The 20,044-nt window shown below is 54.8% G+C and carries 19 protein-coding genes; 12 read left to right on the forward strand and 7 right to left on the reverse strand.

Annotated elements, in window-relative coordinates:
- Nucleotides 1–82 precede the first annotated feature (82 nt).
- The 6 genes from kdpE to kdpF are packed head-to-tail and all read right to left on the reverse strand — an operon-like array spanning nt 83 to nt 7,864.
- Nucleotides 83–760, reverse strand: coding sequence for a two-component system response regulator KdpE (gene kdpE, locus FDX11_RS18525; protein WP_042309758.1), 678 nt, complete (start codon nt 758–760; stop codon nt 83–85).
- On the reverse strand, nt 757–3,441 hold the full coding sequence (kdpD, locus tag FDX11_RS18530) for a two-component system sensor histidine kinase KdpD (RefSeq protein WP_137398349.1): 2,685 nt from the start codon (nt 3,439–3,441) through the stop codon (nt 757–759). Before kdpD ends, kdpE begins: the two co-directional genes overlap by 4 nt.
- 10 nt (nt 3,442–3,451) lie before the next feature.
- Complete coding sequence (kdpC, locus tag FDX11_RS18535; protein WP_137398350.1) at nt 3,452–4,018, reverse strand: potassium-transporting ATPase subunit KdpC; 567 nt, start codon at nt 4,016–4,018, stop codon at nt 3,452–3,454.
- A gap of 8 nt (nt 4,019–4,026) precedes the next feature.
- The gene (gene kdpB, locus FDX11_RS18540) at nt 4,027–6,075 is read right to left on the reverse strand and encodes a potassium-transporting ATPase subunit KdpB (RefSeq protein ID WP_042309752.1); all 2,049 of its coding nucleotides are present in this window, start codon (nt 6,073–6,075) and stop codon (nt 4,027–4,029) included.
- Nucleotides 6,076–6,095: 20 nt separating this feature from the next.
- Nucleotides 6,096–7,775 (reverse strand): potassium-transporting ATPase subunit KdpA, encoded by a 1,680-nt coding sequence (kdpA, locus tag FDX11_RS18545; RefSeq protein WP_079224993.1) that lies wholly within the window; start codon nt 7,773–7,775, stop codon nt 6,096–6,098.
- Nucleotides 7,775–7,864 carry a K(+)-transporting ATPase subunit F gene (gene kdpF / locus FDX11_RS18550; RefSeq protein WP_077949339.1) on the reverse strand — a complete coding sequence of 30 codons (90 nt, stop codon included), beginning with the start codon at nt 7,862–7,864 and terminating at the stop codon, nt 7,775–7,777. The genes kdpA and kdpF overlap by 1 nt, the downstream gene beginning before the upstream one ends.
- A 308-nt stretch (nt 7,865–8,172) precedes the next feature.
- Here kdpF and FDX11_RS18555 point away from each other — a divergent pair, with 308 nt between their 5' ends.
- The 4 genes from FDX11_RS18555 to FDX11_RS18570 all read left to right on the forward strand — a co-directional run bounded on the left by FDX11_RS18555 (nt 8,173) and on the right by FDX11_RS18570 (nt 11,924).
- Complete coding sequence (locus tag FDX11_RS18555) at nt 8,173–8,379, forward strand: YbfA family protein (protein ID WP_003022870.1); 207 nt, start codon at nt 8,173–8,175, stop codon at nt 8,377–8,379.
- An 89-nt stretch (nt 8,380–8,468) separates the two neighbouring features.
- A complete protein-coding gene (locus FDX11_RS18560) occupies nt 8,469–9,422 on the forward strand; it encodes a 2-thiouracil desulfurase family protein (RefSeq protein WP_137398351.1) in 954 nt (317 codons plus the stop codon).
- Nucleotides 9,423–9,442: 20 nt separating this feature from the next.
- Nucleotides 9,443–10,861, forward strand: coding sequence for a deoxyribodipyrimidine photo-lyase (phrB, locus tag FDX11_RS18565; protein ID WP_137398352.1), 1,419 nt, complete (start codon nt 9,443–9,445; stop codon nt 10,859–10,861).
- A gap of 160 nt (nt 10,862–11,021) precedes the next feature.
- The gene (locus tag FDX11_RS18570) at nt 11,022–11,924 is read left to right on the forward strand and encodes an Rpn family recombination-promoting nuclease/putative transposase (RefSeq protein ID WP_137398353.1); all 903 of its coding nucleotides are present in this window, start codon (nt 11,022–11,024) and stop codon (nt 11,922–11,924) included.
- A 50-nt stretch (nt 11,925–11,974) separates the two neighbouring features.
- Here the strand turns inward: FDX11_RS18570 and dtpD are convergent, their stop codons facing one another.
- Nucleotides 11,975–13,456 carry a dipeptide permease DtpD gene (dtpD, locus tag FDX11_RS18575; RefSeq protein ID WP_137398354.1) on the reverse strand — a complete coding sequence of 494 codons (1,482 nt, stop codon included), beginning with the start codon at nt 13,454–13,456 and terminating at the stop codon, nt 11,975–11,977.
- 289 nt (nt 13,457–13,745) lie between these two features.
- Between dtpD and ybgI the strand changes: the two genes are divergently transcribed.
- Genes ybgI through nei form a run of 8 tightly spaced genes read left to right on the forward strand, consistent with a single transcriptional unit; the run spans nt 13,746 to nt 20,043 of the window.
- The gene (ybgI, locus tag FDX11_RS18580) at nt 13,746–14,489 is read left to right on the forward strand and encodes a radiation resistance protein YbgI (protein ID WP_016152273.1); all 744 of its coding nucleotides are present in this window, start codon (nt 13,746–13,748) and stop codon (nt 14,487–14,489) included.
- A gap of 19 nt (nt 14,490–14,508) precedes the next feature.
- Nucleotides 14,509–15,165, forward strand: a complete 657-nt coding sequence (gene pxpB, locus FDX11_RS18585) for a 5-oxoprolinase subunit PxpB (protein WP_061381675.1) — start codon at nt 14,509–14,511, stop codon at nt 15,163–15,165.
- Nucleotides 15,159–16,091, forward strand: a complete 933-nt coding sequence (pxpC, locus tag FDX11_RS18590; protein ID WP_038638865.1) for a 5-oxoprolinase subunit PxpC — start codon at nt 15,159–15,161, stop codon at nt 16,089–16,091. Before pxpB ends, pxpC begins: the two co-directional genes overlap by 7 nt.
- Complete coding sequence (gene pxpA / locus FDX11_RS18595) at nt 16,081–16,815, forward strand: 5-oxoprolinase subunit PxpA (RefSeq protein ID WP_079224988.1); 735 nt, start codon at nt 16,081–16,083, stop codon at nt 16,813–16,815. Before pxpC ends, pxpA begins: the two co-directional genes overlap by 11 nt.
- A gap of 53 nt (nt 16,816–16,868) precedes the next feature.
- On the forward strand, nt 16,869–17,591 hold the full coding sequence (locus FDX11_RS18600) for a DUF969 domain-containing protein (RefSeq protein ID WP_061381677.1): 723 nt from the start codon (nt 16,869–16,871) through the stop codon (nt 17,589–17,591).
- Nucleotides 17,588–18,583: a DUF979 domain-containing protein gene (locus tag FDX11_RS18605; RefSeq protein ID WP_137398355.1), complete on the forward strand. Its 996-nt coding sequence runs from the start codon at nt 17,588–17,590 to the stop codon at nt 18,581–18,583. The genes FDX11_RS18600 and FDX11_RS18605 overlap by 4 nt, the downstream gene beginning before the upstream one ends.
- A 9-nt stretch (nt 18,584–18,592) precedes the next feature.
- Nucleotides 18,593–19,237, forward strand: a complete 645-nt coding sequence (pcp, locus tag FDX11_RS18610; protein WP_042309730.1) for a pyroglutamyl-peptidase I — start codon at nt 18,593–18,595, stop codon at nt 19,235–19,237.
- A 14-nt stretch (nt 19,238–19,251) separates the two neighbouring features.
- Nucleotides 19,252–20,043: an endonuclease VIII gene (nei, locus tag FDX11_RS18615; RefSeq protein ID WP_079224986.1), complete on the forward strand. Its 792-nt coding sequence runs from the start codon at nt 19,252–19,254 to the stop codon at nt 20,041–20,043.
- The last annotated feature ends 1 nt before the right edge of the window (nt 20,044 follow it).

Consider the following 20,044-nt stretch of genomic DNA (forward strand, 5'->3'; position numbering starts at 1 on the left):
ATACAAAACGACCGATCATACTCAGCAAGCATTCGATAGACGGATAACTTTCAACTTATATCAGGACTCGTTAATTCTGAATTCACGGCATAAACCGATAGCCAATCCCGGTTTCGGTCAGAAAATGACGTGGACGAGCCGGGTCCAGCTCCAGTTTCTGGCGCAGGTGTCCCATATAGATTCGCAGATAGTGACTGTGCTCAACGGCGTTTGGCCCCCAAACCTGATTTAACAACTGGCGTTGCGTCAGTACCTTCCCGGCATTATTCAGCAGTACCGCTAACAGGCGAAACTCAATTGGCGTCAGATGGATTTCCTCGTCGTCACGGTGTACGAGGCGGGCGGCGAGATCCACTTTTACGTTGGAAAAATGCACCACCGGTTCGGGGGACGCGCCGCTGGCGTGGCGCCGCAATGCCACGCGCAATCGCGCCTGTAGCTCGCCAATACCAAAGGGTTTACTGAGATAGTCATCGGCACCGGCATCCAGCGCGGCGATTTTATCGCTCTCTTCGCTACGGGCTGAAAGCACGATTACTGGAATTGCGCTCCACTGTCGCAGGTCGCGAATAAAATCAATGCCGTCGCCGTCTGGCAGGCCGAGATCGAGAATGATGAGATCGGGTTTTCGCGTGGCGGCTTCCAGCAGACCACGTTGCAGCGTTTCCGCTTCATATACACGCAGGCCATCGGCTTCCAGCGCGGTGCGCAGAAAGCGGCGAATGGCCTGTTCATCTTCAACAATCAGAACGTTTGTCACATATCCTCATGAAAATCTTCAAGTTCAGGGGGGATTTCCTGGGGCAGTGTAACACGGAAACAGGCTCCTCCCTGGGCACGATTATGGGCGGAAATGGTACCGCCGTGCACGTCCACAATCGCCTGACACATGGCCAGCCCCAATCCCACGCCGGGTACCGATGACTCTTTGTTTCCTCTGGAAAATTTGTCAAAAACACGCTGTTCCATACCCGACGGAATACCCGGTCCATTATCCCAGACGTCCAGTTGCAGGTGCTCACCGTTGACGCTGGCATCAATGCCGATTTGTGCCTGCGGACCCGCGTACTTAACGGCGTTCTCCAGCAGATTAATCAACACTCGTTCAAAAAGCGGGCCATCGACATGGATCAGCGTCAACGGTTCGGGTAACGACAGATTAATCGGGGCTGAGAGTCCCGGCTCCAGCATCTGCAGGGCGCTGCCCACTACCTCTTCCAGCGTTAACCACTCCTTCTTAAGATTAAAGCCGCCAGACTGAATTCGCGCCATATCCAACAGATTATTAACCAGTCGGGTGGTATTCAGCACGTGCTGGCGAATCTCACTGGCCTGGCGCGCATGCGGCGAACCTTCACTGGCCAGATCCAGCGTTAAAATTTCAGCCTGACCGAACAGTACCGTCAGCGGCGTGCGCAAATCGTGGGACAGGGCGGCAAGCAGCGCATTGCGAATACTTTCACGCTCACTGGCAAACCGGGCCTGCTCTTCGCTGGCGGTCAGCGTCAGACGTTCCAGCGCACTGGCGACCAACAGGGTAAAGGTTTCCAGCAGGCGCTGCTGCTCAGGGATCATCAACTGACGCAGATTTCCCGGTTCCACTACCAGTAGCCCATGCGTTTTATCGGCGCTTTTTAGCGGTAAGATTTGGTACGGTACGCCCGGTAAGGTATCCGTACCCGCGCCAGCTGGCTGCCCTTTGTCAAAACTCCATTGGGCAATGGCATCGTCCCATGGCGTCATGCCCTGTTGATGGGTGAGGGGCGCCAGCTTACCGTGTTCATCAGGTAATAAAACCTGACTACGGGCCTGAAACGTTGAGGCGATAAACTGTTCGCTGGTAGCGGCGATATCCTGCTGACTCCGTCCAACGGCTAACGCTTTCGACATCTCATACAGATGGCGCGTACGTTGTTCCCGATAGCGCGCCACCCGCGCCTGATACCGGACTCCGGCGGTGAGATTACCGATAACCAGCCCTACCGTTAGCATCACGGTAAAAGTGAGTAGGTACTGGACGTCGGAAACGGCCAGCGTCCCACGCGGGGCAATAAAGAAGAGATCGAAGCTGGCGACGTTAATAAAGGTTGCCAGCACGGATGGCCAGCGTCCGTAGAACAGGGCGATAACCACCACACCCAGCAAATAGAGCATTACCAGGTTAGCGGCATCAAAGGCCATCAGCCACTGCATCGCGATCAGCGTAATGATGGCACACAGCGCGACGGCAACCACACAACCCTGAATTTGTACCCGCCATTTATCTTTAAAGGTGCGGCTATCCGTAGTGGGTAGCGTCGGGCGTGAAGGCGGTTCGTCCAGCGCGACAATCATCAGATCGAGATCCGGTGCGCGATGGGCCAGTTTGTCGGCAAAGGAATCGCTGCGCCACCAGCGACGCGTTGTCGGACGCCCGAGCACAATTTTTCCCAGATTATGCTCGCGGGCATAGCGGATTACCGCTTTATCTTCAGCGGGATCGGAAAGTGTGGCGGTTTCCGCGCCCAGCTCCTGGGCTAATCGCAGGGCGCTTAAGATCGCGCGGCGCTGTTTTTCGGGGAGTCGGTGCAGCGCTGGAGTTTCGACATACACTGCGTGCCAGACGCTGCCGAGACGCGCCGCCAGTCGCGCGGCGGCGCGTACCAGTTTTTCGCTGCCGGTGTTGTGCCCAATGCACAGCAAAACGGCGTCGCGGGTATGCCATACTTTCTCTTCCCCTGGACGTCCGCGCCAGGCGCGCATTTGATCGTCCACCCGATCGGCCGTGCGGCGCAGGGCCAGCTCGCGCAGCGCGATCAAATTACCTTTGCGAAAGAAATGCTCGATGGCTCTTTCCGCCTGACCGGCGATATAGACCTTGCCTTCATTCAGGCGCTGCCGCAAATCATCGGGGGGAAGATCGACCAGCACCACATCGTCAGCGGCATCGAAAAAAGGATCGGGGACGGTTTCGCGAACCTGAATACCGGTGACGCCGCTGACCACATCATTGAGACTTTCCAGATGCTGTACGTTAACGGTGGTAAAGACGTCGATACCGGCTTCCAGCAGCTCTTCAATATCTTGCCAGCGCTTAGGATGGCGTGAACCTGGCGCATTACTGTGCGCCAGTTCATCCATTAAAATGAGCGCCGGACGGCGGGCCAGGGCGGCATCGAGATCGAATTCGCTGATGTGACGACCATGACGCGCGTGTCGCTTTAGCGGCAGGATGCTGAGACCGTCCAGCAGCGCGGCGGTCTCTTTGCGTCCGTGGGTTTCCACCACGCCAATCAGCACATCTAACCCCTGCGCCCGCAGCCGCTGGGCTTCCGTTAGCATGGCCCAGGTTTTGCCGACGCCCGCGCAGGCACCGAAGAATATTTTTAGTTTTCCGCGGTGCGGGGCAGTGGTCTGCTCCAGCAGACGATCGGGGTCGGGACGTAAGGGTTCGCTATGCATGTCCTTTTTCTCAGTGCTTATCCAGCGCTAAATTAAGTTCCACCAGGTTCACCACCGGCTGACCGATAAAACTGACCAACGGCTTTTGCGTGTATTGTGCAACCAGGCGCGACACCTCTTCAACGCTGAGGTTGCGGGCCTGCGCCACGCGGGGAATTTGCCAGGCCACCGCGTCGGGCGTCAGGTTGTTATCCAGCCCGCTGGCCGACGCGGTTACCAGCTCTAGCGGAACGGCAGGACTAGCCTGTGGATTGGCAGCACGCAGCGCGGCAATCCGGCTTTGCAACTGTTTATCCAGTTCCGGGTTGCTGACGGCCAGATTACTGCCGCCAGAAGCCATGGGATTATAGGGCATTTCCGCCGTCGCAGACGGACGCCCCTGAAAATAACCGGCGGCGGTAAAATGTTGCCCAATAAGTTCAGAGCCGCGAACAACCTGATCTTCGCGGATCAAGGAGCCGTTAGCCTGGTGGGGAAACCACCACTGCCCCAGCACGGTGGTCAGCAGCGGGTAAGCCCCGCCGGTTATAAGCATCAGGAAAATCAATGTTGATAATGCAGGACGTAATCCACTCATCTGAAACCTCACACCAGACCCAGCAGGGTCAGCAGTACATCAATCGCTTTAATGCCAATAAATGGCACCACCAGACCGCCCAGGCCGTAGATCCACAAATTACGGCGCAACATTGCAGATGCGGATAACGGCTTGTAGCTCACGCCTTTAAGCGCCAGTGGGATCAGAAAAATGATTATCAGCGCATTAAAGATAACCGCACTGAGGATCGCTGAGTCCGGCGAATGCAGTCCCATTACGTTAAGTGCATTGAGCTGCGGATAGGTGGCGGCGAACGCGGCCGGAATGATGGCGAAATACTTTGCCACGTCATTGGCGATACTGAAGGTGGTCAGCGAGCCGCGCGTCATCAGCATCTGTTTACCAATGTGCACCACTTCAATCAGTTTGGTGGGGTTGGAATCAAGATCCACCATGTTGCCAGCTTCCTTCGCCGCCTGGGTCCCTGAGTTCATGGCGACCGCGACATCCGCCTGCGCCAGTGCCGGGGCGTCGTTGGTTCCGTCGCCGGTCATCGCCACCAGACGGCCTTCCGCCTGATACTGACGAATCAGCGCCAGCTTGGCTTCCGGCGTGGCCTCCGCTAAGAAATCATCCACCCCGGCTTCAGCGGCGATCGCGGCGGCGGTCAGGCGGTTATCGCCGGTGATCATCACCGTTTTGATCCCCATTTTGCGCAGTTGGGCAAAACGTTCTTTGATCCCGCCTTTCACAATATCTTTCAGGGCAATCACGCCCAGTACGCGGGAGCCTTCGGCTACCACCAGCGGCGTAGCGCCAAGGCGAGCGACGTTGTCGACCTTCTGCTCTACATCGGCGGGGAAGTGACCGCCGTTGGCTTCAACGTGACGACGAATGGCATCGACCGAACCTTTGCGGATCATACGGTTGTCGATGTTGATACCGCTCATACGACTTTGCGCGGTAAACGGCACAAAGGTAGCGTGCAGCGATTGCACGTCGCGAATACGCAGATTAAAGCGCTGTTTTGCCAGAATAACGATGCTGCGGCCTTCTGGCGTTTCATCGGCCAGCGATGAAAGCTGTGCGGCGTCCGCCAGCGTTTTTTCATCCACACCCTGGGCGGGCAGAAAATCTGAAGCCTGGCGGTTACCCAGCGTAATGGTGCCGGTTTTATCCAGCAGCAGGACGTCCACGTCACCCGCGGCTTCGACCGCACGTCCGCTGGTGGCAATGACGTTCGCGCCCAGCATACGGCTCATCCCGGCTACGCCAATGGCAGAAAGCAGACCGCCGATGGTGGTGGGGATCAGACAAACGAGCAGGGCAACCAGTACCGTGACACTGACCGCGCTGCCGCCCCAGGCGGAAAATGGCCACAGCGTGGCGGTCGCCAACAGAAAAACGATGGTCAGGGCAATCAGCAGGATCGTCAGGGCGATTTCGTTGGGGGTTTTACGCCGCTGCGCGCCTTCGACCATGGCGATCATCCGGTCGAGGAACGTTTCACCGGGATTTACGCTGCATTCGATCACCAGCCAGTCGGAGAGAATGCGAGTCCCGCCGGTGACCGATGCAAAATCGCCACCGGATTCACGAATAACCGGTGCAGACTCACCGGTAATCGCGCTTTCGTCCACCGATGCGCCACCTTCGATCACCTCACCGTCACACGGGATAATATCGCCAGCTTCCACCAGCACAATATCGCCTTTACGTAAATCATCGGCAGGGACGTGATCCATGGCCGAGCCGTATTTTGGTTCGCGAAGTTTGCGGGCAAAAGCGGTTTTTTTCACCCCTTTCAGGCTGTTCGCCTGTGCTTTACTGCGCCCCTCAGCCAGCGCTTCGGCAAAGTTGGCGAACAGGACGGTGATCCACAGCCATAGACTTATCGCGCCGGTAAACCACGGATTGCCTGGCATATAACCTGTTGCCATCGCCAGCGTTAACAACGTGGTCAGCAGACTACCCAGCCAGACGAGAAACATCACCGGATTACGCCATTGGGTATGTGGGCTTAATTTTTTCACGGCATCCATCAGCGCCTGTGCGACCAGAGAAGGTTCGAACAGCGCCAGTTGCTTGCGACTCATAGTAATGTGCTCCGCATCACTCAGTGTAATGACAGGTATTCTGCGACCGGGCCAAGGGCCAGGGCAGGAACAAAGGTGAGAGCGCCAACCAGTAACACCGTACCGATTAGCAACCCGACAAACAGCGCGCCGTGGGTGGGTAGTGTGCCCGGGCTTGCTGGCTGGATCTTTTTACTGACCAGCGACCCGGCAATAGCCATCACGGGTACGATCACGCCGAAGCGACCGAAGAACATGCACAGAGCCAGCAGGCAGTTCCAGAACGGGCTATTGGCGCTTAATCCGGCAAAGGCGCTACCGTTGTTGTTCGCGGCAGATGACACGGCATACAGCACTTCACTAAAACCATGTGGACCCGGGTTGAGCATGGCGCTACGCCCGGCATCGGTCATCATTGCTATTGCTGTGCCGAGCAGGACCAGCGCAGGGGTGACCAGAATCGCCAGCGCGGTCATTTTCATTTCGCGCACGTCGATTTTCTTACCCAGGTATTCCGGTGTTCGGCCAATCATCAGCCCTGCGATGAACACAGCCAGCAGTACGAACAGCAGCATGCCGTACAGACCTGAACCCACACCGCCGAAGACCACTTCGCCAATTTGCATCAGCCACATCGGCACCATTCCGCCGAGTGCGGTAAAGGAGTCATGCATCGCAATCACTGCGCCACAGGACGCCGCCGTTGTGACGACCGCAAACAGACTGCTGACCAGTACACCAAAGCGGCTCTCTTTGCCCTCCATGTTGATATTGCTGTTTGCACCTAACTGCATCAGATGCGCGTTGCCCTGAACTTCGGCCCACATCACGACGGCTACGCAGATGACAAAAATGAGCGACATGGCCCATAACAGGGTCCGGCCCTGACGACGATCGCCTACCACATCGCCAAAGGCAAAACACAGCGCGGTAGGAATTAAGAAAATAGCCAGCATCTGTACCAGGTTGGTCAGCGCGGTTGGGTTTTCAAACGGATGTGCTGAGTTAGCGTTAAAGAAACCGCCTCCGTTGGTGCCGAGCATCTTAATCGCTTCCTGCGAAGCGACAGGTCCCATCGGTAGCAACTGTTTCACCCCTTCAAGCGTCGTGATGGGCTGATAGGGCAATACGTTTTGCAGCACGCCTTGTTGAATAAAAAACAGGGCGATGAGCAGCGCGATCGGCACGAGGATCCACAGCGTAATACGAACCAGATCGACCCAGGCATTACCCAGCGTATCCATACTCTGGCGCGTAAAGGCACGCGTCAGGGCAAAAATCACCGCAATTCCGGTCGCCGCGGACAGGAAGTTCTGCACGGTCAACCCAGCCATCTGGCTGAAGTAGCTTAAAGTGGTTTCACCGGCATAAGATTGCCAGTTGGTATTGGTGACAAAACTCACCGCCGTGTTGAGCGCCAGATGCCATGAAAGTCCTGGTAGCTGCTGAGGATTCAGCGGCAACAGATTTTGCGCCATCAGCATCGAAAACAGGACCAGCAGGCCCAGCACATTGAGCGCGAGGATTGCCAGCAGATACTGCCGCCAGTTCATCTCCTGCTGCGAAATACCCAGACCACGCCAGAGCACACTTTCCACGCCAGCAAGGCCCGGCAGAGACGTATTATTGATGAGTCGGGCCAGCCCAAACCCCAGCGGTCTGGCGATGACAAACAGCACCAGCAAGAAACTGGCAATAAGTAAAAATCCTTGAGCCGCCATCAGAACGCCTCCGCATTAATCAGGGCATACACAAGGTAACCTAATAATAAAAAGACCAGCCCAATGCCGGTTATCACGCCTGCACTCACAGTGCACCTCCAGTGGCATAAATGTGATAACCAGAGCGTAGGTTTTTGCTTGCAAAGATTTCGCAAAAATCGGCGGGCGAGGTGTAAAAAAAGTATAAAAATGGCAAAGACCATTATTTAACTAATGATTAGTATTAATTTAACTTTTATGTAACTTAATTACGTTTTTAAACTAAACGGGGCATAAATAGATAAAAATAAGTGGTCGGATGAGTAGTAAAATTACACACAAGGCGGTATTATTTTCATCAGTTAACCAACTTTATTTTTCCGGTGCGATTCACCGAACAGTTATATGGGAGAGGATTATGGACTTTTATAAAGAATATCCAGCACACATTGTTTTCTTACGCCGTACCTTTGCCGTAGTGGCGGGCGTACTGGCTCTGCCGGTCATGCTGTTCTGGAAAGACCGCGCCCGTTTTTACAGCTATCTGCATCGCGTCTGGTCTAAAACCAGTGATAAGCCGGTGTGGATGGAGCAGGCGGAAAAAGCCACCTGCGATTTCTACTGATAGCTAATAAATCCCCAAAAGCCGCTGATATCAGCGGCTTTTTTGCTCATGATAGCTACACTTATTTCAGGAATGAAAAAGGAGCGATCATGAGCGAGAAAATCCCTGTTGGTATCAGTGCCTGTCTGTTGGGGGAGGCGGTTCGCTATGATGGTGGGCATAAGCGGCTGGCCTTTGCTGTAGAAGAACTGTCGCCGTGGGTCGCGTTCGAACCTGTTTGCCCTGAAATGGGGATCGGGTTACCCGTCCCGCGACCTGCGTTGCATCTGGTCAAAGAGGGCGAGGCTGTCTCCCTGCGTTTTAGTGATAAGCGCGAGGGGGATTTGACAGACGCAATGACGGCTTTTAGTCAGCGACAAAGCGATAGTCTGGCGCATTTGTGCGGCTATATTGTCTGTGCGAAATCACCCAGTTGCGGTATGGAACGGGTGCGAGTCTACGACGCGGAAGGCAAAAACAACCGTAAAGCCGGACGAGGGATCTTTACGTCTGTGCTGATGTCGACGTTACCCTGGCTTCCCGTGGAAGAGGACGGGCGTTTACACGACCCGCAGATTCGGGAAAATTTTGTTGAGCGCATTTATGCTTTGCACGAGCTCAATACTATCCGACAGCAAGGGTTAACGCGCGGCGCATTAATCGATTATCATAGTCGTTACAAGCTATTACTGTTGGCCCATTCCCAGCCGGACTATCGCGACCTCGGGCGTTTTGTGGCGGCGATTGGCGAATGGCAAGATCTGCAGGCTTATTTTGTCGAGTATCGCTTAAGGCTGATGAGTTTGCTGGCTCATCTTCCCTCCCGTCGCAACCATACCAACGTGCTGATGCATGTCCAGGGCTATTTCCGTACGCAATTAAATTCTCGTCAGCGGCAGGAGCTGGCCTCTCTCATTGACGGTTATCGACGTGCGACTCAACCGCTGCTTGCGCCAATAACATTACTCAAACACTATATGGCGGAATACCCGGATGCTTATCTCTCCGGGCAGCGCTATTTCAATCCCTGGCCAGAGGCTCTGCGTTTGCGCTACGGGCGTTAAGTTTTTTCTTCAGGAGTGTTATGACCACCCATTTGGTCTGGTTTCGGCGTGATTTACGCTTGCACGACAACCTCGCACTGGCGGCGGCTTGTCGGGATCGTTCCGCGCAGGTACTGGCGTTATATATCGCTACCCCCGAGCAGTGGAAGGCCCACGATATGGCCCCGCGCCAGGCGGCATTTACCTGCGCACAGTTGAATGCGTTACAAACGGCGCTGGCAGAAAAAGGTATTCCTCTACTGTTTCACGAAGTGGATGATTTTGCGGCCAGCGTGGACATCGTCAAAAGTGTTTGTCTGCAGCATGACGTCAGTCGATTATTTTATAACTATCAATATGAAATAAACGAACGGCAGCGTGATGCAAACGTAGAAAAATCATTACCCCAGGTGGTGTGCGAAGGGTTTGATGACAGCGTGATCCTGCCTCCGGGGGCGGTGATGACCGGCAATCATGAGATGTATAAAGTGTTCACGCCGTTTAAAAATGCCTGGCTGAAGCGGATTAAAGACGGTATTCCAGAATGTGTGAGCGCGCCGAAAGTGAGAGAAAGTGGCGCTCTTGACGCACCGTTAACACCAATTACGCTGAGCTATCCACAGCAAGATTTTGATGCGCAGAGGTTTGTGGTAGATGAAAAATTGGCCATCGCGCAATTACGCCAGTTTTGCCAGCAGGCTGCGGGAGAATACGAACAGCTGCGTGATTTTCCAGCGATTGACGGGACCAGTCGATTATCCGCAAGTCTGGCGACAGGCGGGTTATCGCCGCGCCAATGCCTGAATCGACTGCTCGCGGAGCAGCCGCAGGCGCTTGAGGGCGGGTCAGGTAGCGTCTGGCTGAACGAGCTTATCTGGCGTGAGTTTTATCGCCACCTGATGACGTATCATCCGGCGCTGTGTCGGTATCAACCCTTTATCCGCTGGACCGATCGCGTGCAATGGCAGAATGACCCGGCGCATTTGCAGGCCTGGCAAATGGGTCAAACGGGTTACCCGATTGTAGACGCTGCGATGCGTCAGCTCAACGCCACGGGCTGGATGCATAATCGTTTACGCATGATTACGGCCAGTTTTTTAGTGAAAGACCTGCTGATCGACTGGCGCAAAGGCGAGCAGTATTTCATGTCGCAACTGATCGATGGCGACCTGGCGGCCAATAACGGCGGCTGGCAGTGGGCCGCGTCTACCGGAACCGATGCCGCACCGTATTTCCGCATATTTAACCCCACGACGCAGGGCGAAAAATTTGACCGTGACGGTGAGTTTATCCGCCAGTGGCTGCCGGAACTGCGCGATGTGCCGGGTAAAGCCATTCATGACCCGTGGTCGTGGGCGGAAAAAGCGCAGGTGATGCTCAACTATCCTCGCCCGATTGTCGATCATAAGCAGGCAAGACTGGCGACGCTGGCGGCATATGAGGCGGCGCGTAAAGAGTAAAGGCATGGTGGATTTTGCGTAATGCATTCCAGCAGAATGAAAGTGTTGCGGTCTGGGGCTTTTAGCGCTGAAGCGTGCGCGCAAGGTTGTTAATGCCCTGATGCAGATGCTTTTATCTGACAGTAAAGTTCCGTCATCTTCATTCAGGTGATGGAACTTGATGACAATGCCAACAACCTCCACACCGCATGATGCGGTGTTTAAAACGTTTTTACATCATCCCGAAACCGCGCGGGATTTTCTCGACATTCACCTGCCAGCTGAACTGCGGACGCTTTGCGATTTGAATTCGCTGAAGCTGGAGTCAGAAAGCTTTATTGAAGCGGATTTACGTTCGCGCTACTCCGACGTGCTCTGGTCTTTGCACACACGCAACGGTGACGGTAATGTCTATGTGGTGATAGAGCATCAAAGTTCAGCCGAGCCGCATATGGCTTTTCGTCTGTTGCGTTATGCGATGGCGGCGATGCAGCGCCATCTGGACGCAGGGCATAAGGAACTGCCACTAGTGATACCGATGCTCTTTTATCATGGCTGCCGAAGCCCCTATCCGTACTCATTGTGCTGGCTGGATGCCTTTGCCGACCCCGTGGCGGCAAGACAGCTTTATTCCAGCGCATTTCCGTTGGTAGACATAACGGTGGTACCCGATGATGAGATCATGGCTCACAGACGAATGGCGCTGCTGGAATTAATGCAAAAACATATCCGTCAGCGGGATTTGCTGGGGCTGGTAGAGCAACTGGCCACGCTGCTACTTACTGGATGCGCTAATGACACGCAATTACAGGCGATGTTTAATTACATCCTACAATCTGGCGACGAATCTCGTTTTAATGAATTTATGCAGGAGATAGCGCAACGGATCCCCCAACATAAGGAGAGGCTGATGACTATTGCAGAGCGGTTACGGTTAGATGGATTACAGGAAGGGTTACAGCAGGGTAAACAAGAAGCCGCATTACGTATAGCGCAAACCATGCTGGAACAAGGTATAGATCGCACAATGGTGCTACTGGTTACAGGTCTTACTGAAGAGGAACTCGCAACAATTCATGCATAATTACCTGAAAAAACAGGCCCGAATCATATTACATCATCGGGCCTGTACACTCAGGACTCTACCGCTAACGCACGGTTTCTGAATTTCAGCGACTGGTACAGCCAAATCAGCAGCACCAGTACCACACAGGCCAGTGCGCCCCAGGTAATTTCGCTAAAGACGTCGATGTAGGCATTGATGGAATAGTTGATGGCTCCGGCAGCGTCAAACGACCCTTGCGACGTCTGGTCGGCGATCACCCCAGCCAGGTAGTTGGCGATTGCGCCGGAAAGCAGCATATAAATGCCGGTTAATACACCGGTTACACCGGGGATCTCGATGCGCGTAATTTGTGACATTGCCACCGGGTCGATAAACAGTTCGGCAAAACCCATGACCGCCAGCCCCAATACCATCAGCGGCATGGAAGAGTGACCGTAAGCGGCGGACCAGCGGGCGCTTAAGGTCAGAATACAAAAACCGGCGCTCATTAAACCGAGACCAAGGGCGAATTTACCCCAGATGCGTACAGTGCGATTACCGCTTACGCTCTCTTTGACCACCCAGGCCAGCACGATACCGCACAGCATAACCGCAAAGGCGTTAACCGACTGGAACATCGCGGTGGGTACGGAATACCCCAGAATGTCGCGATTAACAAAGCGGTCGATATACAGGCTGATTGAGCTGCCGCCCTGTTGAGCAAAGGCCCAGAACAGCATGCTAAAGAAGGTCAGCGTGACGATAAGCCCCAGTTCTTTGCGCTGTTTCTGCGTTTGCGCCTGGCGATAAATCTTCGCCAGAACCGCCAGACCAATGACAGTGGCAACGATCAGGGCGTACACGGACCACTCTTTCCAGAACAAGACAGTAATCAGCAGTGGGGCGGCAACCAGCAGGACTAACAGCCAGGCCCAGTTTGGCAGCATATATTTTTTCGCACACAGGACGGCCTTGTTGACGCCGGTGGTATGGGCGAAATGGCGATTGCCACATAAGAAAATCACCAGCCCCGCCAGCATGCCGATAGAGGCCAGCGCAAAGCCCATCGCCCAGCTGTACTCTTCTTGCACGTAGCCGCAGGCTATCGGGGCAATGATTGAACCAATATTTCCGGCAGCGTAGAGCAGAGAGAACCCACCGTCGCGACGCGGATCTTCAGGCTGATACAGCTCACCCAGCAGACAACTGACGTTGGATTTAAACAGACCGTAGCCACAGACGATAATCGCCAGCGATAAATAAAGGAATGCCGGGGCCATTTCGCTGGCGCCCAACACCAGATGCCCCACCGCCATCAAAAATGCGCCGATCATCACCGCCATCCGGTTGCCGAGCACTTTATCCGCCAGATACCCACCGAGAATGGGGGTGACATAGACCAGCGAGCAGTAGGCGCTGAACAGTTCATAGGCGTGATTATCGTCGTACTTAAGCTGGTTAGTGAGATACAGAATCAGCAGCGCACGCATACCGTAAAAACTGAAATATTCCCAAATTTGTAGCGCGACAACGTAATAAATCGCCCGCGGTTGAGATGCTTGTTTATTCATTGTTTTCTCGAAGTAAATGTCTCACAACAGGCTGAATGTGCTGTGCGAGCGTGTTTCCTTAAAGTTGTAACTTTGATACAGATCTGATTATTTTTGCAATATGCTGTCTGGTTGCATAAATATACATGAATTAGATCGCGTGGTGGTATGCAAATTACGTTCTTCAGCGGTGTGATTGTTTCTTAATGTGTCAGTGAAATGACTATCGACGAACGCAGGCGAGGACGCTATTTTAACCTAAGCTGTGTTGCTGATTGGGCAGGCAGAATTTATGACAACGAGGACGATGATGAAAAACACCGAACTGGAACAACTGATCAATGACAAACTGAACAGCGCCGCCATTAGCGACTATGCGCCGAACGGTTTGCAGGTTGAGGGCAAAGAGACGGTGCATAAAATCGTGACTGGCGTGACCGCAAGCCAGGCGCTGCTGGACGAGGCGGTGCGCCTGCAGGCGGATGCGGTCATCGTTCATCACGGTTATTTCTGGAAAGGCGAATCTCCGGTAATTCGCGGCATGAAGCGCCATCGTCTGAAAACGCTGTTGGAAAATGATATCAACCTGTATGGCTGGCATCTGCCGCTGGATGCCCACCCGGAACTAGGTAATAACGCGCAGCTTGCCGCGCTGTTGGGTATTACCGTGATGGGGGAAATTGAGCCGCTGGTGCCGTGGGGTGAACTCTCTATGCCGGTTCCGGGGCTGGAGCTGGCGTCGTGGATTGAGGCGCGTCTGGGCCGTAAACCTTTATGGTGCGGTGATACCGGGCCGGAAAAGGTGCAACGCGTCGCGTGGTGTACGGGGGGCGGTCAAAGCTTCATTGATAGCGCAGCCCGGTTTGGCGTCGATGCCTTTATTACCGGGGAAGTCTCAGAGCAAACCATTCACTCAGCCCGCGAACAAGGGCTGCATTTTTATGCTGCCGGTCACCATGCAACCGAACGCGGCGGGATTCGCGCATTAAGTGAATGGCTGAATGAAAACACCGATCTGGATGTCACGTTTATCGATATTCCTAACCCAGCGTAATTAATAAAGAGGGACGAAAGTGCAGCGAGCGCGTTGTTATCTGTTAGGTGAGACTGCGGTAGTGCTTGAACTGGAGCCGCCCATTACGCTGGCGTCTCAGAAACGTATCTGGCGTCTGGCCCAGCGTTTGGCTGATGCCCCGAATGTGCGTGAAGCTATTCCGGGAATGAACAATATCACGGTGATCTTGCGCGACCCGCAAACGCTGGCGCTGGATGCGATTGAACGCCTGCAGCGCTGGTGGGAAGAGAGCGAAGCGCTGGAACCGGATTCGCGTTTTATTGAAATCCCCGTCACTTATGGCGGTGAGTTTGGTCCGGATCTGGCAGCGGTCGCCCGGCACAGTGGATTAAGCGACAAGCAGGTCGTCGAACTTCATGCGTCAGTCGACTATGTGGTGTGGTTTATTGGTTTTCAGCCAGGGTTCCCCTATCTCGGGAGCTTACCTGAACAACTGCATACCCCAAGACGGGCAGAGCCGCGTCTGCTTGTTCCGGCAGGTTCTGTAGGTATCGGTGGATCGCAAACGGGGGTCTATCCGCTTGCCACGCCCGGCGGATGGCAATTGATTGGGCGTACCTCGGTGTCGCTATTTGATCCAAAACGAGAAGAGCCGATCCTGTTACGCGCTGGGGATACCGTGCGTTTTGTTCCGCAGAAGGAGGGGGTATGTTAAACATCATTCGCGCGGGCATGTATACCTCGGTCCAGGACGGCGGACGCCACAATTTTCGTCAATCCGGCATCAGCCACTGCGGTGCGCTGGATAAACCAGCGCTGAACGTTGCTAACCTGCTGGTGGGAAATGATGCGAATGCCGCTGCGCTGGAAATCACGCTGGGGCAACTGGTCGTGGAATTTGAAGCCGATGGTTGGTTTGCGCTGACCGGCGCTGGATGCGAAGCGCATCTGGATCGTGCTCCTGTGTGGAGCGGGTGGCGGCTGCCGGTGAAAGCGGGACAGCGCTTGACGCTAAAACGTCCACATCATGGTATGCGTAGTTATCTGGCTGTAGCGGGCGGATTTGATGTGCCTGAAGTGATGGGGTCGCGTAGCACCGATCTTAAAGTTGGCATTGGCGGGCTGGAAGGGCGTCTGCTGCGCGATGGCGATCGGCTGGCGATTGGAGCATCTACCCGGCAATTTAGTGGGCCGCAGGGGGTAAAACAGCTGATGTGGGGAAACCACATTCGTGCGCTGCCCGGGCCTGAGTATCAGGAATTTGACGAGGTCTCGCAGGCGTCTTTCTGGCGTTCGCCGTGGCAACTTAGTCCGCAAAGTAACCGGATGGGGTATCGCCTGCAGGGGCAGCCGTTGACGCGTATGACCGATCGCGAGTTGCTGTCGCATGGCTTACTCCCCGGCGTGGTGCAGGTTCCGCATAATGGTCAACCGATCGTGCTGATGAATGATGCCCAGACGACGGGCGGCTATCCGCGCATCGCCTGCATCATCGAGGCGGATATGTATCATCTGGCGCAGATCCCGCTCGGCCAGCCGATTCATTTTGTGCAGTGTTCGCTGGAGGAAGCGCTTAAGGCGCGCCATGATCAGCAGCGTTATCTGCAACAGTTAACATGGCGACTTAACAATGAAAATTGATCTCAACGCAGACCTCGGCGAGGGCTGTGCTAACGATGCAGCGCTGCTGCAACTGGTTTCGTCAGCTAATATCGCCTGTGGGTTTCATGCTGGTGATGCGCAAACCATGCTTTCAAGCGTGCGTGAAGCGCTAAAAAATGGTGTGGCGGTAGGTGCACATCCGAGCTTTCCGGATCGGGAGAATTTTGGCCGTAGCGCCATGACTCTGCCAGTGGAAACGGTGTATGCGCAAACGCTGTATCAAATTGGCGCGCTGGCAGCCATTACGCATGCGCAGGGTGGCGTGATGCGCCATGTGAAACCCCACGGCATGCTTTATAACCAGGCGGCAAAAGATCCACAGTTGGCGGATGCGATTGCGAAAGCGGTGCATGCCTGCGATCCCTCGCTGGTTCTGGTGGGGCTGGCGGGAAGCGAACTGATTCGCGCCGGGGAACATTATGGCCTGGTGACGCGTCAGGAGGTTTTTGCCGATCGGGGTTATCAGGCTGACGGCAGTCTGGTTCCGCGTAGCCAGCCTGGCGCATTGATAGAGGATGAAGAGCAGGCGCTGGCGCAAACGCTAGAAATGGTGCAATCCGGTAGAGTAAAAAGTCAGAGCGGAACATGGGCGAACGTGACGGCCCAGACGGTATGCATTCATGGGGATGGCGAGCACGCACTCGCTTTTGCCCGTCGCTTGCGCAGCGCATTCGATGCATGCAATATTCAAATTAGCGCATAAATTTTTTCATAAAAAACAATAATATATCACACAACAACATAAGGGACTGAATTATGGGAGAGGCTGTTTCTCTCTGGCCATTGACGGGGATCGCCGTCATTGTGGTCGGATTTCTTTTACGTTTTAACCCGGTATTGGTGGTCATTATTGCCGGGATCGTCACCGGACTGGCGGCGCATATGCCAATCGCTACCATTCTGGAAAAGCTGGGTGAGGGATTTCTCAACACCCGCAACCTGCCGTTTATCCTGCTGATCCCACTGGCGGTTATTGGCCTGTTGGAGCGTCACGGACTCAAAGAGCGCGCTCAGGCGTGGATTGCCAAAATCCGCAGTGCCACCAGCGGCCGTCTGCTTATTGTCTATCTGTTTATTCGTGAGGCTACCGCGGCTTTAGGGCTGACCAGCCTGGGGGGACATCCGCAGATGGTGCGTCCGCTGCTGGCGCCAATGGCAGAAGGGGCCGCCGAGAAAAACCACGGTGAGATACCGGGGGCGGTTCGTTATCGTCTGCGCGCCATGTCTGCCGCGACCGATAACGTTGGGCTGTTTTTCGGTGAAGATATCTTTGTTGCCTTCGGTGCGATCATATTCATGCACAACTTTATGCTGGAGTCTGGCGGGATCCAGACCGAACCGCTGCATATTGCCCTGTGGGGGATCCCGACGGCAATATGCGCCTTCCTGATCCACGGCACGCGTCTGTGGCGGCTGGACAGCTATTTGCAGCGTGAAGTGGCGAAAGCGAATGCCGCAGCACAGGGAGAAGCAAAATGAATTTTCAGCAAAGCTATCTCTACTGGCTGGCAGGTGCGGTTTTACTGATTGTGGCGCTGATGTCCTGGCGGGATAAAGCTAACCCGCGTCGCTTAACCACCGGTCTGTTTTGGGGCCTGTACGGCGTTCTCTTTCTGCTTGGCGACTGGACATACTCGCTGTTTGGCGATAAACGCGCGGTGCATATTGCCGTCGGCGTCGCGGTGGTCATACTGGCCCTGATCGCCGGTTTCGGCGGCGTAAAGCTGGGAAGCTACCATCAGCGAACGCCGCAACAGCGTGAACAAAGCGCCAGTAGGTTGGGTAACCGCTTGTTTTTCCCGGCGCTGGCGATCCCGGTGGTGACAGTTATCGGTGTTCTCATGTTCAACCATATTCCGGGCTTACAGGATGCGCTGTTTGGACCGGGTAATCACGCCACGTTGGTGACGCTTTTCTCTATGACCGCAGGCTCGTTGATTGGTCTGGCGATGGCGATAAAAATGACCCATGAGCGGGTGCATCAGCCGATTCAGGAAGCACGCCGACTGCTGGACTCCATCGGGTGGGCATTCATCCTGCCGCAGATTCTGGCTACTCTTGGACTGTTGTTCACTGCGGCGGGTGTCGGCAGCGGTATATCCTGGCTGACGCAAGAATACCTGGCGGTGGATAGCCGTTTTATCGCGGTGGCGGTGTACACCATTGGTATGGCCTTGTTGACGATGGTGATGGGCAATGCGTTTGCCGCTTTCCCGATTGTGACCGCTGGGATTGGTATTCCGATCCTCGTATTGCAACACGGTGGTAACCCAGCGGTGATGGCGGCGATTGGTATGTTCTCGGGGTATTGCGGAACGTTGATGACGCCAATGGCGGCGAACTTCAATATTGTGCCTGCGGCGCTGCTGGAGCTACCAGACAAAAACGCGGTGATTAAAGCACAGGTGCCAACCGGCATACTGCTGCTGTTGGTTAACGTTTTTCTGATGTATTTCCTGATGTTCCTGTAAGGAGGAAGGATGAAAACAGTACTCATCACGGGATTTGAACCCTTTGGCGGCGAGTCAGTTAACCCTTCCTGGGAAGTGGTCTCGGGCCTCGACAATGCTATCATCGATGGATGCCGCGTCGTTGCCCGCCAGTTGCCGTGCGTCTTTGGCGAGTCTCTCGCCGTACTCAATGCTGCAATTGACGCATTGTCGCCATCGCTGGTGCTGGCAGTAGGGCAAGCGGGTGGTCGATCGGATATCACCGTGGAACGCGTGGCGATCAACGTTGACGATGCGCGTATTGCGGATAATCAGGGGCAACAGCCGATTGATGTACCGATTGTGGCCGATGGCCCTGCGGCGTGGTTTAGCACATTGCCGATCAAAGCGATGGTTGTCTCCATGCGCAACGCGGGAATTCCGGCCTCGGTTTCTCAGACGGCGGGCACCTTCGTGTGTAACCACGTGATGTATGGCCTGCTGCATAAATTACGCGACGTGCCGGCAGTGAAGGGCGGTTTTATTCATATTCCTTATCTGCCACAACAGGCCGCGCAGCACCCCGGAGCGCCAAGTATGGCGGCTGAAACCGTTCGTCGGGCGCTGGAGGTCGCGATTGCCACCGCATTGCAGGTGGATAGCGATATCGCCATGACGGGCGGTGCAACACATTAACAAAGGACAGTATTATGCCTGAAGGCCCGGAGATCCGCCGTGCGGCGGATACCCTGGAGGCGGCAGTCAAAGGTAAACCCCTGACGGATGTCTGGTTTGCCTTTGAGCAGTTAAAACCGTATCAATCCCAACTCATCGGGCAGAGTGTTACCCAGCTTGAAACGCGGGGTAAAGCCTTGCTGACCCATTTTTCCAATGGTCTGACGCTGTATAGCCACAATCAGCTTTACGGCGTGTGGCGAGTGGTCGATACCGGCAACATGCCGCAAACCACGCGGGTGCTGCGCGTCAGGCTGCAAACCGAGGATAAAACTATCCTGCTGTATAGCGCGTCTGACATCGAAATGCTGACACCAGAGCAGCTCACCACCCATCCATTTCTGCAACGGGTTGGACCGGACGTGCTGGATTTGCGTTTAACGCCCGCAGAGGTAAAAACGCGTCTGCTGTCACCCCGTTTTCGCAATCGCCAGTTTTCCGGTCTGTTGTTAGATCAAGCGTTTTTGGCGGGATTAGGTAACTATCTGCGGGTAGAAATTCTCTGGCAGGTGGGGTTGACCGGTCAGCATAAAGCGTCGCAGCTTAGCGATGAACAGTTGGATGCGCTGGCGCAAGCGCTGCTTGATATTCCTCGCCTGTCGTATAACACTCGCGGCCAGGTCGATGACAATAAGCACCACGGCGCGCTGTTTCGCTTTAAGGTCTTTCACCGGGACGGCGAAGCCTGTGAGCGCTGTGGCGGCATCATCGAGAAAACGACACTTTCCTCGAGACCCTTTTACTGGTGTCCCGGATGTCAGACGTAGA

The sequence above is a fragment of the Citrobacter sp. wls714 genome, assembly GCF_005281025.1.
Classification (GTDB): domain Bacteria; phylum Pseudomonadota; class Gammaproteobacteria; order Enterobacterales; family Enterobacteriaceae; genus Citrobacter; species Citrobacter werkmanii.